Source organism: Cytobacillus oceanisediminis, from assembly GCF_003182355.1.
Taxonomy (GTDB): Bacteria; Bacillota; Bacilli; order Bacillales; family Cytobacillaceae; genus Cytobacillus; species Cytobacillus oceanisediminis_A.
The window spans coordinates 137,389-155,760 of record NZ_QGTW01000002.1 but is presented as its reverse complement, the minus strand read 5'-3'; the positions used below and the strand labels follow the sequence as shown (position 1 = coordinate 155,760).

General features: G+C 44.3%; 12 protein-coding genes. 3 read left to right on the top strand and 9 right to left on the bottom strand.

Annotated elements, in window-relative coordinates; genetic code table 11:
- Positions 1 to 135: 135 nt before the first annotated feature.
- From icmF to DFO73_RS05020, 7 genes are all read right to left on the bottom strand, one after another.
- A complete protein-coding gene (icmF, locus tag DFO73_RS05050) occupies positions 136 to 3,402 on the bottom strand; it encodes a fused isobutyryl-CoA mutase/GTPase IcmF (RefSeq protein WP_110063697.1) in 3,267 nt (1,088 codons plus the stop codon).
- A 70-nt stretch (positions 3,403 to 3,472) separates the two neighbouring features.
- Positions 3,473 to 4,117, bottom strand: a complete 645-nt coding sequence (locus DFO73_RS05045; protein WP_110063696.1) for a TetR/AcrR family transcriptional regulator — start codon at positions 4,115 to 4,117, stop codon at positions 3,473 to 3,475.
- A 360-nt stretch (positions 4,118 to 4,477) separates the two neighbouring features.
- Positions 4,478 to 5,617 carry an acyl-CoA dehydrogenase gene (locus DFO73_RS05040; RefSeq protein ID WP_110063695.1) on the bottom strand — a complete coding sequence of 380 codons (1,140 nt, stop codon included), beginning with the start codon at positions 5,615 to 5,617 and terminating at the stop codon, positions 4,478 to 4,480.
- A gap of 165 nt (positions 5,618 to 5,782) precedes the next feature.
- On the bottom strand, positions 5,783 to 6,913 hold the full coding sequence (locus DFO73_RS05035) for an acyl-CoA dehydrogenase (protein WP_110063694.1): 1,131 nt from the start codon (positions 6,911 to 6,913) through the stop codon (positions 5,783 to 5,785).
- An 85-nt stretch (positions 6,914 to 6,998) separates the two neighbouring features.
- Positions 6,999 to 7,850, bottom strand: a complete 852-nt coding sequence (locus tag DFO73_RS05030; RefSeq protein ID WP_110063693.1) for a 3-hydroxybutyryl-CoA dehydrogenase — start codon at positions 7,848 to 7,850, stop codon at positions 6,999 to 7,001.
- Positions 7,851 to 8,189: 339 nt separating this feature from the next.
- A complete protein-coding gene (locus DFO73_RS05025; protein WP_110063692.1) occupies positions 8,190 to 9,377 on the bottom strand; it encodes an acetyl-CoA C-acetyltransferase in 1,188 nt (395 codons plus the stop codon).
- 846 nt (positions 9,378 to 10,223) lie between these two features.
- A complete protein-coding gene (locus tag DFO73_RS05020; RefSeq protein WP_110063691.1) occupies positions 10,224 to 12,335 on the bottom strand; it encodes a (Fe-S)-binding protein in 2,112 nt (703 codons plus the stop codon).
- 279 nt (positions 12,336 to 12,614) lie between these two features.
- On the opposite strand from DFO73_RS05020, the gene cls reads away from it, so the two are divergent.
- Positions 12,615 to 13,823 carry a cardiolipin synthase gene (cls, locus tag DFO73_RS05015; protein WP_375137303.1) on the top strand — a complete coding sequence of 403 codons (1,209 nt, stop codon included), beginning with the start codon at positions 12,615 to 12,617 and terminating at the stop codon, positions 13,821 to 13,823.
- Positions 13,824 to 13,853: 30 nt separating this feature from the next.
- Positions 13,854 to 14,810 (top strand): UV DNA damage repair endonuclease UvsE, encoded by a 957-nt coding sequence (uvsE, locus tag DFO73_RS05010; protein ID WP_110063690.1) that lies wholly within the window; start codon positions 13,854 to 13,856, stop codon positions 14,808 to 14,810.
- Between the two features lie 255 nt (positions 14,811 to 15,065).
- Here the strand turns inward: uvsE and DFO73_RS05005 are convergent, their stop codons facing one another.
- Complete coding sequence (locus tag DFO73_RS05005; RefSeq protein ID WP_110063689.1) at positions 15,066 to 15,617, bottom strand: cysteine dioxygenase; 552 nt, start codon at positions 15,615 to 15,617, stop codon at positions 15,066 to 15,068.
- Between the two features lie 18 nt (positions 15,618 to 15,635).
- On the bottom strand, positions 15,636 to 16,559 hold the full coding sequence (locus tag DFO73_RS05000; RefSeq protein WP_110064003.1) for a DMT family transporter: 924 nt from the start codon (positions 16,557 to 16,559) through the stop codon (positions 15,636 to 15,638).
- Positions 16,560 to 16,735: 176 nt separating this feature from the next.
- Between DFO73_RS05000 and DFO73_RS04995 the strand changes: the two genes are divergently transcribed.
- Positions 16,736 to 18,367 (top strand): acetolactate synthase large subunit, encoded by a 1,632-nt coding sequence (locus DFO73_RS04995; RefSeq protein ID WP_181395924.1) that lies wholly within the window; start codon positions 16,736 to 16,738, stop codon positions 18,365 to 18,367.
- Positions 18,368 to 18,372 lie beyond the last annotated feature (5 nt).

Sequence of the window (18,372 nt, the reverse complement as noted above, 5' to 3'; positions counted from 1 at the left end):
TGCACCGCTATGTATAATGATTTCATTATATAGGATATGGATGTATCTTGTGTTAATTCAGTGTAAAAAATAGGACCTATAACTCTGGAAAAACAAGGGCCTGCAGCGAGAGGCTGCAAGCCCTTATAAATCCTTTTACATATTCCGGCGATATTGCCCGCCAACTTCATATAGAGCACGTGTGATTTGTCCAAGGCTTGCCACTTTGACGGATTCCATTAATTCAGCGAAAATGTTGCCGCCGCTGACAGCTGTTTTCTTCAAACGGTTCAAAGCCTCTTCTGCTTTATCTTTATTGCGCTCCTGGAAGCTGCGCAGATTGCGGATCTGGGTTTCTTTTTCTTCCTTCGTTGCTCTTGCAAGCTCCATATTGTCCATTTCTTCCTCTGAAGGAGGGTTCGGATTCAAGTATGTGTTAACGCCGATGATTGGAAGCTCGCCTGTATGCTTTTTCATTTCATAGTACATGGACTCATCCTGGATCTTGCCGCGCTGATATTGAGTTTCCATGGCACCAAGCACGCCACCGCGGTCATTAATGCGTTCGAATTCTTTTAATACCTGCTCTTCTACAAGATCGGTTAGCTCATCTACAATGAACGCGCCCTGAAGCGGATTTTCATTCTTTGATAAGCCATGCTCTTTTGTAATGATCATCTGGATGGCCATCGCACGGCGAACAGATTCCTCTGTCGGTGTGGTGATGGCTTCATCATAGGCATTTGTATGAAGCGAGTTGCAATTATCCTGCAGGGCCATCAATGCCTGCAGAGTTGTACGGATATCATTAAAGTCGATCTCTTGTGCATGGAGCGAGCGTCCGGAAGTCTGGATATGGTACTTCAGCTTCTGGCTTCGTTCATTGGCTCCATACTTATCTCTCATTACAGTTGCCCAGATGCGGCGAGCCACGCGGCCAAGCACCGTATACTCAGGGTCAAGTCCGTTTGAGAAGAAGAATGAAAGGTTTGGCGCGAAATCATTGATGTTCATGCCTCTGCTCAAATAGTACTCTACATATGTGAAGCCATTTGCCAATGTAAACGCGAGCTGTGAAATCGGATTGGCACCCGCTTCAGCGATATGGTAGCCGGAGATCGATACAGAGTAATAATTCCGGACTTTGTGGTCAATAAAGTACTGCTGGATATCTCCCATCATTCGAAGCGCAAACTCTGTGGAGAAGATACATGTATTTTGGCCCTGGTCTTCTTTTAAAATATCAGCCTGAACCGTTCCCCTCACTGTCTGCAGTGTTTTCGCCCTTACTTCAGTAAACTCTTCCGGAGTGAGCACTCGGCCAAGCTCCTGCTCTTTTGCTTCAATCTGCTGCTCAATCGCTGTATTCATAAACATGGCCAATATGATCGGAGCCGGTCCATTAATCGTCATGGATACTGATGTAGATGGATGGCATAGATCAAATCCGGCATACAGTTTTTTCATATCATCAAGCGTACAAACACTGACACCGCTCTCCCCAACTTTTCCGTAAATGTCCGGGCGGTAATCCGGGTCTTCTCCGTAAAGGGTCACCGAATCAAATGCAGTGCTTAAACGCTTAGCAGAATCATCTTTTGAAAGATAGTGGAAGCGGCGATTTGTCCGTTCTGGTGTTCCTTCACCGGCAAACTGCCTTTTCGGGTCTTCTCCCTCGCGTTTGAATGGAAAAACGCCTGCTGTATACGGGAATGAACCCGGGACATTTTCTCTGTACACCCAGCGGATGATTTCTCCATAATCCTTGTACTTAGGAAGTGCCACCTTTGGAATAGAAAGGCCTGATAAGCTCTTTGTTTTTAAAACCGTTACGATTTCCTTATCACGGATTTTTGTCACAAATTGCTCGCCTGAATATTTTTCCTTCAGACTATCCCAGCCTTTAAGAATACTCTTCGTTTCTGCTGTCAGTCTATCTTCCGCTGCTGCTTTGATTGCCTCAAGAGAAGCGATAACCTCATCGTTGCCTTCCTGTTCCTTTACCGCAAGAAGGGCGCCCTCCAGCTGGAATAATTTGCGGGCAAGATCGGCCTGCTCTTCGGCTTTCTTATGATAGCCCCGGACTGTGTCTGAAACCTCACGCAAATAATAGCGCTGCTCATTTGGAATAATGACATTTTGTTTTTCAACTTTCGCTTCTTTTGAAAAACTTGTCTCCCAATCTGTGCCCGCATTTTTGTTAATTGTTTCAACCAGTGCAGCGAACACCGCATTTGTTCCCGGATCATTGAACTGGCTTGCAATCGTACCGTATACCGGCATTTCTTCCAATTCCTTTTCAAAAAGCATCCGGCTGCGCTGATATTGCTTTTGCACCTGGCGCATGGCATCTTCAGACCCTTTGCGCTCAAATTTATTGATAACGATTAAGTCTGCATAATCAATCATGTCTATTTTTTCAAGCTGGGAAGGCGCGCCGAATTCACTTGTCATCACATACATAGAGACATCGCAAATTTCGGTAATGCCCGCATCCCCTTGCCCGATTCCGCTCGTTTCCACAATAATCAAGTCAAAGCCGGCTGCCTTTACAACCGAAATCGCATCCTGAATCGCAAGTGAAAGCTCACTGCGTGAATTCCTTGTTGCAAGGCTTCTCATATAAACGCGCGGATTAAAGATTGCGTTCATACGTATGCGGTCACCAAGAAGCGCACCGCCCGTTTTTTGCTTAGTCGGGTCAACGGAAAGTATAGCGACCTTCTTTTCCGGGATTTCGTTGATAAAACGGCGGATCAGCTCATCTGTTAAAGAGCTTTTACCAGCACCGCCTGTACCTGTAATCCCAACAACCGGCACCTGTTTTTCAAGCGACTTGACTTTCTCCATAACGGTTTCCAGAGATGCGGCTGCTTCTTTGCTCTCCGTAACCTGATGCTCAGCAAGGGTAATCAGCTTGGCAATTGCATTAGTTTCCCCCTCCTGAAGCTTTTCAATTTGCTCGGATGACTCTGCTGTGAAAGTCGGAAAATCACATTCTTTAATCATCTGGTTGATCATGCCCTGCAGGCCGGACTTTCGGCCATCTTCTGGAGAAAAGATTCTTGCGATTCCGTAATCATGCAATTCCTTGATTTCCTTCGGGATGATCACTCCGCCGCCGCCGCCATAAATCCGGATGTGGGAAGCGCCTCTTTCCTTCAGCAAATCATACATATACTTAAAATATTCAACATGTCCTCCCTGATAAGAGGAAATCGCGATTCCCTGTACATCTTCCTGAATTGCCGCGTTCACGACTTCTTCTACCGAGCGGTTATGTCCAAGATGGATAACCTCCGCACCGCTTGCCTGAATGATTCTTCGCATAATGTTAATGGAAGCATCATGGCCATCAAAAAGACTTGACGCCGTCACAAAGCGGATATGGTTTTTCGGCTTATATACTTCTGGATTACTCATACTTCTCCCCCTTGTCCGAAAGCGCAGGCAACAGGATGACTGATGCCTGTACGCATAAAATTTATACTTGTTAAGCGTTTTCCGAAACCTTGCTTGGACTTTTTATTCCCTGGAAAAGCAAATCAGTCTGCAGTTTGATATATTCATCAATCGTATACATTTTTTGCAATGTCCAGCGCCGGAACGCCCACATTTGCCCCTGGACAAAAATGTTATGGGCAATCATTTTAACTTTCTCCTCGGGCAGATCCAGTTCACCGTTTTCCACACAAAGCGTGATCACATGCTCAAACATGCCGACCATTTCAATTTCTTTTTTCAGAACATACGGAAGCGCGTCCTTTGTTAAGGATTTTACTTCCTGGTACATGACGAGTACTTCATCCTGCATTTCATCGACTACCTTGAAATAATCGGCAATCCCCTGCTCAAGGCTTTCAAGCGTACCCTGTTTTGTATCAAGACCCTTTTGCAGCCGCTCTGCAACCTGGTCATAGATGCTGTCACAAACCAGGTATAACACGTCTTCCTTCGTCCGGATATACTCATAAAGAGTTCCGATACTAAAACCAGATGCCTTTGCGATCTCTCTAGTTGTTGTACGATGGAACCCTTTTTGGATAAAAAGGGTGACGGCACCTTTAATCATCTGATCGCGCCTCTTTTTAACAAGGCGCTCATCTTTAACAGAAGCCTGCACTTCCCGTTTTTTCATTTTTACCTACCGCCTCCCGCGAATCATCCCCTGAATACCTGTTTATTTTGAAGAGGATTTCCTCATAGAATGTTGTTTTAGCTTACGAATTCTGCCCGTTGATTTCCGCTGCAGGCACTTGCTTTCCGCGGGGAGCGATGCGAGCCTCCTCGGCTTTGCCTGTGGGGTCTCACATTCCCTCACTTCCCGCAGGACATTGAATAAACATCCTTGAATAACACCGCACGAAGAAAATGCGGCAGCATTTTCGAGGATCAAGTGCCCTCCGCTCCAATCAACTCAGTGGATAAACTTAGTTAGTCGCCTAAAATCAACAAACTTTACGAAAATAGCCTTTGAAATAATTACTGTGAGACCCTATTATTTTGTTACCATACGCGAGATTACGAGACGCTGGATTTCCTGCGTTCCTTCGTAAATCTGCGTAATTTTTGCGTCACGCATAAAGCGTTCAACGGGATAATCCTTTGTATAGCCATATCCGCCAAAGATTTGAACGGCATCCGTTGTTACCTTCATTGCCGTGTCGCCGGCTAGAAGCTTAGACATTGCGGATTCTTTTCCGTATGGAAGGCCTTCTGATTCCAGCCATGCTGCCTGATAAGTTAATAATCTTGAAGCTTCAATGCTTGTCGCCATGTCTGCTAGCTTGAATCCGATCCCCTGCTGGGCAGCAATCGGCTTGCCAAACTGTACTCGCTCTTTTGCATAGTCGATAGAAGCATCCAATGCACCCTGTGCAATTCCGACAGCCTGTGCTGCGATACCATTCCGTCCGCCATCCAGTGTCATCATCGCGATTTTGAAGCCTTCTCCAACTTCACCCAGTACGTTCTCAACAGGAACCTTGCAATCTTCAAAAATAATTTCTGTGGTCGGCGATGAGCGAATGCCCAATTTCTTTTCCTTCTTGCCGACAGAAAAGCCATCAAATCCGGCTTCTACGATAAATGCTGTTGTTCCTCTATGTTTTTCGGCTGGATCAGTTAATGCGAATACCACATAAATATCTGCAACTCCGCCGTTTGTGATGAAAATTTTGCTGCCGTTCAATACGTAATGGTCGCCTTCCAGACGCGCAGTCGTTCTCATACCGCCTGCATCGGAACCGCTGCCAGGCTCAGTCAGCCCGTATGCACCGATTTTTTCACCCTGTGCCATTGGCTTTAAATACTTTTGCTTCTGCTCTTCGCTGCCAAACTTGAAGATCGGCCAGCCTGCCAGGGAAGTATGTGCAGAAAGGGTTACCCCCGTTGAAGCACACACTCTTGAAAGCTCTTCAACTGCAATGCAGTATGCAAGGTAATCGCTGCCGATTCCGCCATACTCTTCAGGCCAAGGAATACCTGTTAAGCCAAGCTCCGCCATTTTATTGAAGATTTCACGGTCAAATCGCTCTTCCTCATCACGCTCTGCCGCTGTCGGAGCTACTTCATTCCTGGCAAAGTCGCGAACCATTTTTCTTATCATTTCATGCTCTTCACTCAATTGAAAATTCATTGTCAGTCCCTCGCTTTGTGTGGATTCGTTGATATAACTTGAATTTCGTTGATATTTTGGAAAACTCGTTGATAAAAGGCTCGTTTTCGTTGATATATTGAAATTTTCGCTGATAAAATGATTTCCTCGCCGATCGTCCGCTATGATAGCGGACGTTTGGCTCTATTAAAGCTGCTTACTGATGACAATCCGCTGAATTTCACTTGTTCCTTCGTAAATTTCGGTTATTTTTGCATCACGGAAGTAGCGTTCAACCGGATATTCCTCTGTATAGCCGTATCCGCCAAAAACCTGGATCGCTTCTGTCGTAACTTCCACTGCTGTTCTTGAAGCAAAAAGCTTTGCCATGGATGCTTCCAGCCCGCACTTGATTCCGCGCCGGCGAAGCTCAGCAGCACGATAGATTAAGAGCTTTGCAGCTTCAACGTTTGTCGCCATGTCCGCTAGCTTAAATCCTACTCCCTGCTGAGCAGCAATCGGCTTTCCGAATTGTACGCGCTCCTTTGCATAATCGGCTGCTGCTTCAAATGCTGCCTCAGCAATTCCAAGTGCCTGTGCAGCAATCCCGATCCGCCCTGCATCCAGGTTTGCCATAGCAATCTTAAAGCCCTCTCCTTCATTGCCAAGAAGGTTTTCAGCCGGAATACGCATATCTTCAAAAGTCAGCTGCAGGGTCCTGGATCCGTGCAAGCCCATTTTGTGCTCATCTTTTCCGAATACAAGGCCCGGCGTATCCTTCTCTACGATAAACGCGGAAACTCCTTTGCTGCCCAGCTCCGGATTGGTCGAAGCAAATACGATATACACATCTGCCTCGCCGCCATTGGTGATGAATACCTTCGACCCATTAATAACGTAATGGTCTCCGTCTTTTACTGCACGTGATTTTAAACTTCCCGCATCTGAGCCTGCGCTCGGTTCTGTGAGGCAAAAAGCGCCAAGAAACTCGCCTGAAGCAAGCTTTGGTATATATTTCTGCTTTTGCTCCTCTGTTCCAAAATATAATATCGGATTAGTCCCTACAGATGTATGGACCGATAAAATAACGCCTACCGTCGCACTTACTCGGGACAGCTCATGGATGGCAATGATATAAGATGTAAAATCCATTTCCGATCCGCCGTACTTTTCCGGAATTGGAATCCCCATCAAGCCGAGATCGCCCATTTTACGCAGAACCTCTCTCGGAAACTCGCCCTGCTCCATTTTTTCAACAAAAGGTGCAATCTCCGTCTGGGCAAAATCGCGCACCATTTTTCTCATCATTTCCTGCTCTTCTGTAAATCTCAGGTTCATTTGTATTCCCCCCGATGCTGCTTGGCTTTTAGTAGCCAAGCCCCTATGATTGATAAACTGTCCCAAGGGCCTTAAAGCCCTTGCTTTATTCGTAAACGTAGAAGCCTCTGCCTGTTTTCTTGCCGATCCAGCCTGCTTTAACATACTTTCTTAATAATGGGCATGGACGGTATTTATCATCGCCAAAGCCTTCGTGGAGTGTTTCCATAATATACAGACAAGTATCCAAGCCAATGAAATCTGCTAATGTCAGCGGCCCCATCGGATGGTTCATGCCAAGCTTCATCACTTCATCAATCGCTTCTTTCGATGCAACCCCTTCATAAAGGGTATAAACCGCTTCATTAATCATCGGCATCAATACCCGGTTGGAAACGAATCCTGGGAAGTCATTTACTTCAACAGGTACCTTTTTAAGCGTTTTCGTAAGATCTTCGATTGTTTGGTACACTTCATCCGTTGTTGCCAGCCCGCGGATGATTTCAACCAGCTTCATCACAGGCACTGGATTCATAAAGTGCATGCCGATCACTTTTTCCGGACGGTTTGTAGCAGCTGCGATTTCTGTAATTGGAAGTGATGATGTATTGCTTGCCAGAATCGCATGTTCTGGTGCAATTTCATCCAGCTGGCTGAAAATCTTTGTTTTAATCTCCATGTTTTCAACGGCCGCTTCGATGATAAGGTCAACATTTTTTGCATCCTGCAAATCCTTTGAAGCGGTTACATTTCCGAGCACAGTTTCCATTTCCTCCGCTGTCATGCGCTCTTTCTCCACCTGGCGGGAAAGATTCTTTTTCATTACGCCCAGTCCGCGTTCTACAAACTCTGCCTTCAGGTCGTTCAGCAGCACGCTGTATCCCGCCTGTGCACAAACCTGTGCAATTCCAGATCCCATTTGTCCTGCCCCGATTACCATAATGCTTTTTACGTTCATGTTCATATCCTCCGTTCTTGAGCTTTGGCCGGTATTTCTACTGATTCGGCCGGTAAATCACCATTTTTGGCCGGTAAATGTATGAATTCGGCCGGTAAAAGCCGTACTTTGGCCGGTAATTGCCTAAAACTTAAATTCATTCTATTAAACTGCTAGTTAAGGTGGTCTCATCTTTAGTTTGGCCGATGATAAACAGCTGTTTTTTGCCTATAAAAGTTCGAATTTCGACGTTACATCGACTTTTTGGGCCGATAAGACCTCGAATTTTGTCGTTAGATCACCATTTTCCGCCGTTAAAATCCCCTATTGGGCAAATTAGATGTCCATCTATCTCCCAAATTACTTCTTCGGCACCTCGATCATGACTGCATCGCCCTGGCCGCCGCCGCTGCAGATGGCTGCAATGCCGATTCCGCCGCCCCGTCGTTTTAATTCATGCATTAATGTTAAAATAATTCTCGCTCCGCTTGCGCCGATTGGATGTCCCAGTGCGACTGCTCCACCGTTCACGTTGACTTTTTCTTCATCCAGATTAGCAATTTTTCCGCTCGTTAAAGCAACTGCTGCAAACGCTTCGTTAATTTCAAACAAATCAACTTCTTCAAGAGATTTTCCTGTCTTTTTCAAAAGCTCATTTATAACAAGTCCCGGAGTCTGCGGAAAGTCCTTTGCTTCAACCGCAATAGCTGTATGGCCAAGGATATAGGCTTCTGGCCTTTTGCCTTCACGTTCTGCACGCTCTTCGCTCATCAGCACCAATGCTGCTGCGCCATCGTTAACGCCAGGTGCATTTCCGGCAGTAATCGTTCCGTCCGAATTGAACACGGATCGAAGCTTACCCAGCTTTTCTAAAGAAGTATCTTTACGAGGCGATTCATCCTGAGAAACAACAACAGGTTCACCTTTTCGCTGCGGAACTTGCACAGGTACAATTTCCTCTGCCAATTTGCCAGATTCAATCGCAGCAATCGCACGTTCATGGCTTCTTAATGCCCAGTTGTCCTGCTCTTCACGGCTGATTTCAAATTCTTTTGCTGTTGAATTACCGTAAGTTCCCATATGGACGCCTGTGAAGCTGCAGCTTAATCCATCATGAACCATTAAATCCTTAACCGTTGAATCGCCCATACGCAAGCCCCAGCGTGCTTTCGGCAATATGTAAGGAGCATTGCTCATAGACTCCATACCGCCTGCCACAATCACTTCCTCGTCCCCTGCGCGGATAATCTGGTCACCCAACGTCACACTGCGCATCCCGGAAGCACAAACCTTATTGATCGTTTCGGTTTTTACTTCCCATGGCAAGCCTGCTTTTATTGCAGCCTGGCGCGAAGGAATTTGGCCCTGTCCGCCCTGGAGAACACTTCCGAGAATCACTTCGTCCACTTCTTCAGGATTTACACCGGCACGATTCAATGCTTCTTTTACTGCAAATCCACCAAGATCCGAAGCAGAAAAACTGCTGAGACCTCCGGCAAATTTTCCAAAAGGTGTTCTTACTCCGCTAAGAATTACGGTTTTCCCCATAAAGAATCGCTCCTTTGTACTATTAATTTAAAATGTTCGAAAAATTATTTGGAAAAAAATTTTTGAGTCTCTGCAGTTGGTCTTGTTGAAGTTAAATGTAGGTGAGGTACTAAGGTTGACTGAACGCTCGCTCGAAAAGAAAACATACAAATAGGAGATAATCGATCTCCATCCAGATTTATAAATTGTAAGCGCTTTATTCTATTTTACTAGAAAAATAGCAAAAATTGAAACACTTTACACAAAATTCATAAAGTTTAACTTCCATAAGCGGGTTCCCGCTCATGGTAAGTTCAAACTTACCACGCTCAGGGGACCACATCCTTCCAAAAGCTACCGCTTTCGGTCATGCGATGAGTCGCTGACGAAGTGTTCCTTATCCTGTGGTATCGCCCGGCTGGGACGTCCTGTCCGTCGCCGGGCTTTTACTGGCAGCTGTCCACCTAATATTCAGCAACTGTCTATCTATTGTGGACTTACTGCCAGTTAACCTGCGGCAAAAATCATTCTCCTGTCACATACATTTATGCTCGAAAGTGACTTAAAATGCTTTAAATCATTTTGTTTCAGTGCTTCAATTTCCACTTAAGTTACTTTATTGCTGGCTTTGTTAACTCGTCTGTTGATCTCCGCTCCAAACGCTCAGCGAACCGCGGGCAGTCAGGGAGCCTTCTCGGCGCATGACGCGCCTGCGGGGTCTCCCTTTGACTCTCATTCCCGCAGGACATTGAATAAACAGCCTTGAATTAACACCGCACGAAGAAAATGCGAATGCATTTTCGCGGGATTAGCGTCTTCCGCTCCAATCAACACCGTGCCAAAATGAATTTTATAACTACCATATTTTTAGGAAGCTAAATTCTGACTTTCGCCCACAATGGACTTTTCTAGAATTTCAGCTACATCGTACGTGTGAACCTGTTCTTCCACTTCTTTTGCTTTTGTTCCATCAGATAGCATAGTTAAGCAGTAAGGACATCCCGAGCTGATCACGGACGGGTTAACCGCCATCGCCTGCTCTGTGCGTGATACGTTAATGCGGTGTCCTGTTTCTTCTTCCATCCACATCAAGCCGCCGCCCGCTCCACAGCACATGCCAGTTTCACGGTTTCTTTCCATTTCCACAAGCTTAACGCCAGGAATAGACTTAAGAATTTCACGCGGAGGATCGTAAACCTCGTTGTATCGTCCAAGGTAGCAAGAGTCATGGAATGTAATCGTTTCGTTCACTGCATATTGCGGCTTCAGCTTGCCTTCTTCTAAAAGTTTGGCTAGAACCTCAGTATGGTGATATACCTCTGCCTCCAATCCGAAATCCGGATACTCGTTTTTGAAAATGTTGTAGGCATGCGGGTCGATTGTTACGATTTTCTTCACTTCATTTTTCTCAAATTCTTCAATATTCTTAGTCGCAAGCTCCTGGAATAAGAACTCGTTACCTAGACGTCTTGGCGTATCGCCTGAGTTCTTTTCCTTGTTTCCAAGGATAGCGAACTTGACCCCTGCCTCATTCAATAGCTTGGCAAAGGATAGAGCAATCTTTTGGCTGCGGTTATCGTAAGATCCCATTGACCCAACCCAGAATAAGTATTCGAACTCTTCTCCTGCTTTCTTCATTTCCTTCACTGTCGGCACATGAACATCCTCGCGTGCCTCTCTCCAATCTTCGCGCTCCTTGCGGTTTAGTCCCCAAGGATTGCCCTGGCGTTCAATATTCGTCATCGCACGCTGTGCATCAGCATCCATTTTCCCCTCTGTTAAAACAAGGTAACGGCGCAGATCGATAATCTTATCAACATGCTCATTCATAACAGGACATTGATCTTCACAGTTGCGGCAAGTCGTACATGCCCAGATTTCTTCTTCTGTGATGACTTCTCCAATCAGGCTTGGGCTGTATGCAAGACCAGCTGCCGCTTCTTCAGCACCTTGGCCTGCAGCTGCAAGAGCAATCTGATTGCCTTTCGTATTTGAAAAAGCAAAAGTTGGTACCCAAGGCTGCTTGGATGTAACAGCAGCACCGTGGTTTGTTAAATGGTCACGCAATTTGATAATCAAATCCATAGGCGAAAGCATTTTACCAGTGCCAGTAGCCGGACACATATTGGTACAGCGCCCGCATTCCACACATGCATAGAAATCAATCATTTGGTGCTGTGTAAAGTCTTCAATCTTGCCGACACCAAAGCTTTCTTGTGATTCATCTTCAAAATCGATTGCTTTTAATTTTCCCGGATTATCCATGCGGTTGAAGTAAACGTTGGCCGGTCCGGCGATTAAGTGAGCGTGCTTGGATTGCGGCACATACACAAGGAATGCTAATAGGAACAGCAAATGAATCCACCATGCGATATAGAATACAACGATCGCCCCGGTTTCTCCCATCCATGAGAATGCTCCTGCAATGAGGGACGCAACAGGCTCGGACAATGTTCCTTCATGGCCATGCCAGATCATGCTCATCCCATTTCCAAGGAGAACAGAGAGCATTAACCCTCCGATAAAAATAAGTACAAGACCTGCTTTAAATCCTCTCTTTAAGCGAACAAGCTTTTCAACATAACGCCGGTAAAAAGCCCAGATCACTGCAACAAGGATCATCAGGGTCACAATTTCCTGAAAAAACGTGAAGCCAGGATATAAAGGTCCCAGCGGTAAATGTGCACCAGGCTTAATTCCCTTGATAATAAAATCAATGGCACCGAATTGAACAAGAAGAAATCCGTAGAAAAACATGACATGCATGATTCCGCTTTTCTTATCCTTTAAAAGCTTCTTCTGTCCAAACACATTCACCCAGATTTTTTCAAGGCGCTCTTTTACTTTGCCGTCAAATTCGACCTTTTTGCCAAGCTTGATATATTCAATCCGTGTCTTGACAACATAGACAAACAGGCTGACGGCGTAAGCGGTTACAAGAAGGAATGCAATTAAGTTAATCCATAATAAACCGTTCATAGGGCATAGTGCTCCTTTCGTAAATTATTCCAATTCATTCTCCTTAGAAAATTTTAAATACAATAAAATTTTCTGAATTTATCTCTTACTCCCATTATATTATGAATGAGCATTCAGTCAACCACTTTTTCATTAAACTTGTTCGAAAAGTTTAATAATTTTGTTATCCACATGTAGATAACTTCTTTTCACATTCGAAAAAATCCTGCATAAACGGAAGATTTCATTATAGAAATGGCGCTGCTGGAAATACTAACAGGAAATCTTGTCGAGAGGAAGATGGCATTGACAGTCTGGAATATCATCATGGTCATTTTACTCGTGCTCTTTTTATGGATGTATATCGACTTTACATTGGGCCGGAAAAATCATTTAAAAAAACTGGAGCGTACAAGCTGTCCCATCCGCCAGAGCGATATGGAGATGTTTACTGACGGGCCTGCCTTATTCAAAGACCTATTTTCCGAAATTAGGAAAGCCAAAAAGCATATCCATATTTTATTTTATATTGTCAAGGAAGATAAAATCAGCCAGGAGTTTTTATCCATTCTAAAGGGTAAAGCACAGGAAGGGGTCGAGGTCCGGCTCCTTCTCGACTGGGCCGGCAGCTTTTCTGTTAAAAGAAAAACGGTTAAAGATCTCAAAAGCAGCGGAATAAAGTTTTCCTTTGCACATGTTCCAAAGCCGCCTTTCCTTTTCTATTCGATTCAAGCTAGAAACCACCGGAAAATTACCGTTATTGACGGAAAGGTCGGGTATAGCGGCGGTTTTAATATCGGGAAAGAATACATTAATAAAGACCCGAAGCTGACACCATGGCGTGATTACCATTTAAAATTCCAAGGCGAAGGTGTTCACGATCTGCAAAGAGAGTTTCTTGTAGATTGGTACAAAGCAACAAAGACCGACCTGCTGGCAAACAGCATCTATTTTCCTGAACTTCATACGGGCAAATATAAACATCAGCTGGCTGCTTATAAAGGCGCCTTTTTGGAAGAAACCTTTTCCTCTATAATCCGAAATGCAAAGAAGTCTATTACAATTGGCACGCCTTATTTTATTCCGAGCAAAAGGCTCTTACAGGACTTAAGCCATGCATTGGAACGAGGCATCACTGTAAAAATTCTTGTTCCCTGCATTACAGATCATGTCCTTGTAAAAGAAGCCTCTTACCTTTATTTAAGAAAGCTGCTAAAGCAAGGTGCCTATGTATATGAATATTTGAACGGCTTTTACCATGCTAAAGCCATTATCATTGATGATGAAACCAGTGATGTCGGAACAGCCAATTTTGATAAACGAAGCCTGTTTTTAAACTATGAAATCAATTGCTTTATTTATGACAAAAAATTTATCCAAAAGGTCCAAGCAGTTTTAGATAAGGACATTCAAAATGCGAAAAGATTAACGTTAAAAGAATTAAACCGTCCGGATCCTTTTCGGACATTTAAGGAGATGCTTGCCCGAACGGTGGCCAGTTTCCTTTAAGGGAATCCGGGGAAAAGAAGGTGCTGCAATATGAAGATTCGCTTAGGATATGTTTCCCACGCTATCAGTTTGTGGGAAGCTTCTCCTGCCAGAACTTTAACCTTTACCCGCTATCAGCAAATGCCTGCCGAAGAAAGGCTGGAAAAACTCAAAGCAGTCACAGCTCAAAATCTGCATAACACGTTAAGGATGCTGCATTACAATATTGCACATGAAATTCATTTGTACAGACTTTCCAGCTCCATCGTCCCACTAGCCACCCATCCTGAAGTATTATGGGATTTTGTCGAACCATTTAAGGAAAAGTGGCTGGAGATTGGCGAACTTATCAAAAATCATAAACTGCGGGTCAGCTTTCACCCCAACCAGTTCACCTTGTTTACATCACCAAGGGAGGAAGTGACAAAAAACGCTGTCAAGGATATGGAATACCATTACCGGATGTTTGAAGCCATGGGCGTGGACAAAGAGAGCATTATCAATATCCATATCGGCGGTGCTTATGGAGACAAGCAGGCGACAATTGATCGTTTTCATAAAAATCTAAAGATGCTGCCATCTCCTATTAAAGAAACAATGACGTTGGAGAACGATGATAAAACCTATAATACGGATGAAACTCTGTTGGCCTGCCAGCAAGAAAATATTCCTCTTATGTTCGACTATCATCATCATATGGCCAATCTCGGGAACCGGCCGTTGGAAGAGCTCCTCCCGGAAATTTTCCATACATGGGAAAAAACCGGCTTGAAGCCGAAGATTCATATTTCATCTCCTAAATCTGAAAAAGCTTTCCGGTCCCACGCTGACTACGTAGATCTTGATTTTATCAGGCCGCTTCTCAATTTGCTGAGAACCTTTGACCGGGACATCGACTTTATGATTGAAGCAAAAGCAAAGGACAAAGCAGCTCTAAAGCTGACTGAGGATATTAGCAGCATACGCGGTGTAAAAAGGCTCGGCGGTGCGGAGATTGAGTGGAAATAGCGAGGGAGTTCCTCCGCCAAAGAGGACCTTTTTTGTTAAACTTGCCTGTTGATTTCCACTCAAGAAACTCAGCGAACAGCGGGCGGTCCGACGCTCCTCAAGCACTAAGGCTGCGGGACTCGCTTCTCCCGCTGGACGACAATGAATTGCATCCACGAATAAACACCGCACGAAGGAAATGAGCATTTTCGAGGAGTCTTGTGCCTTTCTGTTCCTACAGAGTGCCAATATCAATAATGAGCTTTAATAAGTCCTTTATTTTAACTGGATTTCTTTTACCTTTTTCCTCATATCTTCTGGCCACCATGCCCCACAGTCATCTGATACGATACAAGCAGCGCATTTTTTTAGATCATATACCTTCATCCCTGTAATCGGCGGTGAATAAAGATGCAGGGTTACAAGATAATCCATGCCTGCTCTCTTCATTTTGTGAACGCCCTTTTTAGGCGCAAAAAAGAAGGAACCCTTCCCCTTTATCTCAGCAAACAGCTCCTGTGGAATATGATTTTCTTTCACTTCAAAAACTGTATTTTCAGAAGCCCCATTCAAAACCTGTATCCATCCGCATGAATTCCCATGATCGTGAGGGGCACATTCTAAATCCGACCAGTTCATTACAAGTAGTTCCACTTCATCATTTTGATAGAGAAGCTTGCGATAGTAGGGCTTTCCATCTGCAGATTGCAGATAAGGAAGCATCTCTTCCAGCTTAATATCCAATGATTTTAACGCCTTTTCAAGCTCTTCTGCAGAAGGCGAATTCAATTCATCCAAACAGCCTTTAAACCGGTCATGCAAAGCCATAAATGATTCCCCCTTGGCTTATCGTCTTCTCCATAAAAAATATTGAATAATCGTCCCTATCTGACCATTGACCATCAGAACTCCTATAATAATTATGACTCCACCCAGTATGCTTATGAAAAAAACTTTCTCATGCAGCAGAAGAATGGCCGCAATCAGGGTGAACAGCGGTTCCATATACATAAACATCGAAACCTTTGACGCTTCCAATACTTCGTGCGCCTTTGCCCAATACCAATAAGCAATCCCTGATACAAATACACCTAGAAATATTATATGGCTCCATTCGACAGCAGTTAAAAGATGAAAACTCTCCCATCCCCTATCTCTTACCAGAAAAGGGGTGGTTAAGCTGCATCCCAGCAAACTCATATAAAATGTAACAACAAGAGATGGAAGTTCAATATGCAGCCTTTTTAACAGTACTGAGTAGACCGCCCAATTCAGCGTACTTAGAATCATTAGGACATAACCAATATTTATGGCAAACCCCAATGTCTGGCCGCTTCTCGCTCCGGTCACCATCAAGACCCCTGAAATAGCAATCATTATACCGATTGACCTTACAAGTGTCAGCTTCTCATGCAAAAAAAACATTGAAAGCAATACTGTGAACACAGGCGAAAATGAAATCATCCACCCTGCTGAGGAAGCGTCAATCGTAAGAAGAGCAGTCGCCTGGATCATTTGATGAATAAATACCCCCAACACACCGAGCACAATCAAATGCGGAATATATTTAACGGGAAGCTTTAAGGGATACCTTTTTAAAAGGAGTAAAAAGAATAAAAATGCTGCACCAATCGCAAAGCGAAGCATAAGCAGCGTGAACGGATCCAATTTATCGATGACTGCTTTTGTTGAAACAAAAGAAATCCCCCAAAAACAAATCGAAATCGTGGCATATAGGGAAGCTGCAAAATTGGCTTTTACTGGAATCATAGGATACCTGATTTCCTTTCCGAATATATGTCTTTTTTCATCATATGCTCGTCCAATTGGAAAATGCTGATCTTGTCCATCAAACAGTCTGCTGGCCATTCTGTTTATACAGACATATATGTGGAATAGTCAAATAAGCAATAATTTTTATCAAATATACCCAGGAGGTGTTAAGAATGAACGCAGCACAGCTGCTTATTAAGTGTCTTGAAAACGAGGGTGTTGAATATATTTTCGGTGTTCCTGGCGAGGAAAATCTGGATATTATGGATGCCCTTCTCGATTCAAGCATTGAATTTATTGTGACCAGGCATGAAACAAATGCAGCGTTTATGGCAGGAACCTATGGCCGGCTGACAGGAAAACCTGGAGTCTGCTTATCTACTCTGGGACCGGGGGCAACAAATCTGCTGACAGGGGTTGCTAATGCAAATATGGACCACTCCCCTCTCATTGCCATAACCGGACAAGCAGGCTTGAACAGGCAGCACAAAATTTCCCATCAATACTATGACCTGGTTTCCGTTTTTGAACCAGTGACAAAATGGAATGCCCAGGTTAAAACAACAGATATCATTCCGGAGGTTGTCAGGAAAGCTTTTCGGGTAGCCACGAAAGAGAAGCCTGGAGCTACTCATATTGATCTTCCTGAAGATGTTGCAGCCATGGAAGTGAATTCATCCCCACTTGAAGTGATGATTCATTCTTTGCCGGAAGCCAGTGAACGAGTGATCCAGGAAGCCGCAAATTTGATAGAAAAAGCAGAACACCCGCTTATATTGGCTGGTATGGGAGTTGAAAGAGGACAAGCTTCCGACAGCTTGCGTGCACTTGTGGAAAAAACCAGGATTCCCGTTGTCCATTCCTTTATGGGTAAAGGAGCAATATCCTGGAGAAATGAGTTAAGTTTGCTTACCGCCGGTTTAAGCAGCAATGATTACATTACTTGCGGATTCCGGGAATCAGATTTAATTATTGCAATAGGTTTTGATATGGCAGAATATCCACCGGAAAATTGGAATCCGGGCGGCCGAACACCCATTTTGAATATTGATGCGATCGAAGCCGAAACGGATGCAAGCTATCCTGTTAAGCATCATGTACTAGGTGATCTAAATGAAAATTTACAACCATTGCAAGAAGCCCTCTCCCCTTCAAGCCGAGACAACAAATGGGTTGCAAATGTCAGGCACAAAGCACTCAACGAATTGGAGACGTTTGAAAATGACTCAGGCTTCCCTGTTAAGCCGCAAAAAATCATTTCTGATTTGCGAGCCGTATTAAATGATGAAGACATCGTGATATCGGATGTTGGGGCACACAAAATGTGGATGGCCAGAATGTATCATACCTACGAACCGAATACATGCCTCATTTCAAATGGCCTAGCTTCCATGGGCGTAGCTGTTCCGGGGGCCATTGCCGCCAAAATGGTCCACCCCGACAAAAAGGTGGTCGCCGTATGCGGTGACGGTGCCTTTCAAATGTCCAGTGCAGAGCTTGAGACAGCCAAAAGGCTAAATCTTCCAATCATTATTCTATTATGGAGAGACGAAGGCTACGGTTTAATTGAATGGAAGCAGTTAAATGAGTTTAACCGGTCATCCCATATTAAATTCGGAAATCCAGATTTTATCCAGCTTGCTCATTCATATGGGTTTGAGGCAATTGAGATACAAAAAACAGGTGAATTAAAGCCCTCTCTGAAAAAAGCAGTTGAGATGAATAAGCCAGTCTTGATTGATTGTCCGGTAGACTACAGCGAAAATATGAAACTCACAGAAAAATTGGGTAAAATTCTCTGCTAGCAAAG